Source organism: Streptomyces sp. SID14478 (genome assembly GCF_010548525.1).
GTDB lineage: Bacteria > Actinomycetota > Actinomycetes > Streptomycetales > Streptomycetaceae > Streptomyces.
Genome location: NZ_JAAGMG010001120.1, coordinates 1 through 2,022 on the forward strand (window position 1 = coordinate 1; position 2,022 = coordinate 2,022).

General features: G+C 75.9%; 1 protein-coding gene and 2 pseudogenes. All 3 read right to left on the reverse strand.

Going from position 1 to position 2,022, the window contains the following annotated elements; genetic code table 11:
• A pseudogene (locus G3I40_RS36130) lies at positions 1 to 337 on the reverse strand (hypothetical protein); the annotation flags it as partial.
• Positions 334 to 1,497 (reverse strand): TadA family conjugal transfer-associated ATPase, encoded by a 1,164-nt coding sequence (locus tag G3I40_RS36135; RefSeq protein ID WP_164559063.1) that lies wholly within the window; start codon positions 1,495 to 1,497, stop codon positions 334 to 336. The pseudogene G3I40_RS36130 and the gene G3I40_RS36135, both read right to left, overlap by 4 nt.
• A gap of 79 nt (positions 1,498 to 1,576) precedes the next feature.
• Positions 1,577 to 2,022: pseudogene (locus tag G3I40_RS36140) on the reverse strand (hypothetical protein); the annotation flags it as partial.

Genomic DNA, 2,022 nt, shown 5'->3' on the forward strand with positions numbered 1-2,022 from the left:
CCCGACGCTCCCGGGCCCGGCGCGCCTCCCGGTCCCGGCGCACCCGCGCCACGCCGGGCACGGCACAGACCCCGAGCACGAGCGGCAGCACCGACGCCCCGAGGAGCCCGACCGCCAACCCGCCTGCCGCGCAACCCCATTCCGGCCGCGCCCGCCCGTACCGCCACCAGCGCTCGACGACTCCTCGCCAACCCACCGGCGCCGCCTGATCACCGGGCAGCACGCCCAACACCGCCCGGGCCCGACGCACTTCGCCGTCCGGCGCCCCGGCGGACCAGAGCACGATCAGCACTCCCAGCGCCCCGAGCACCGCTGCCGTCAATGTCCCGTCCCTCATGGCAACCGCACCCCCAGCAACCCTCCGAGCCGCGCCCACCCCTCCCCCGGCACGAACCCCCGCTCGCCCCACTCCAGAGCCGGGACAGCCCGCACCCACCCCGCCGCATCCCGCTCCAGCACATGCACCTGGGCGATCCGACGCCGCCCACCCCGGTCCCGTACGAGATGCAGCACCACGGACACCGCCGCCGCCAACTGGCTGTGCAGCGCCGCTCGGTCGAGCCCGGCAGCCGTACCCAGCGCCTCCAGACGCACCGGGACGTCGCTCGCCGCGTTGGCATGGACCGTCCCGCAGCCGCCGTCGTGCCCCGTGTTCAGCGCGGCCAGCATCGAGACGACCTCCGCCCCGCGCACCTCACCGACCACGAGCCGGTCGGGCCGCATGCGCAGCGCCTGGCGCACCAGGTCCTCCAGGCCGACGGCGCCGGCACCCTCCTGATTGGCAGGCCGCGCCTCCAGGCGCACCACGTGCGGGTGGTCGGGTCGCAGCTCGGCGGAGTCCTCGGCCAGCACGATCCGCTCCTGCGGCCCAACGAGTCCGAGCAATGCGCTGAGCAGTGTCGTCTTGCCACTGCCCGTACCCCCGCTGATCAGGTACGACAGTCGGGCGTCGAGCAGCGCGCGCAGCACCCGGTCGCCGCCCGGGGGCACCGTCCCCGCGGCCACCAGCTCCTCCACGGTGAAGGCGCGCGGGCGCAGGACCCGCAGCGACAGACAGGTGCAGCCCACCGCGATCGGCGGCAGCACCGCGTGCAGGCGCGTCCCGTCGGGCAGCCTGGCGTCCACCCAGGGGCGGGCGTCGTCGAGGCGGCGCCCCACCACTGCCGCGAGCCGCTGGGCCAATCGCCGGACGGCCGCGGCGCCCTCGAAGCGCACCCCGGTCAACTCCAGGCCCCCGCCCCGGTCGACCCACACCTGCTCCGGCGCCGAGACCAGTACGTCCGTGACCGAAGCATCCGCGAGCAGAGGTTCCAGTGGCCCGGCCCCCACCAGTTCCGAGCGCAACTGGCCCGCGGCGCCCAGCACTTCGGCGTCCCCGAGGATCCGCCCCTGGGCCCGCAGCGCCTCGGCCACGCGCGCGGGCGTCGCCTCCGCCCCGTTCTCCGCGAGCCACTGCCGGACGCCGTCCAGCATCCGCGCCCCGACCACAGCACTCATGAAAGACCCCCCGCATCCACCTCGTATGCCACCGGCATCCCCGCCACCACCTTCACCACCGGCATCCCCGCCCCCGTGCTCACGCGTCGCCCCTCTCTTCGGGCCCCACCGGCATCCGCTCCCAGAACGCCGCGCAGAACCGCCCCAGCGGCCCGCCGGCGCCCGGCCCCGCACTCGCCCGCGAAGCCGGGACCGAGCCCGAACCCGAACCGGTAGCCACTCCGGATCCCGATCCGGATCCCGGCCCGGAACCCGATCCGGTCCGCACGTGCGAGCCGATCAACACCCGCTTGTCCAGGGGAAGTTCACCGACCAGCGGCAGCCCCAGCAGTCGCGCCACCTCCTCCGCGTCGAGCGCTCCCGCCCCCAGTGGAGGCGCCGTCACCACGCGCAGATCACGCAGCACCATCCCCACCGCTCCCGCCACCCGGCGGGCCGCCGCGACGGCGCGCAGCTCCGGCGGCACCACGAGCAGCCCCAGGTCGAGCTGGGCGAGCGCCTCCACCGACCCGGCGTCGACCCGGC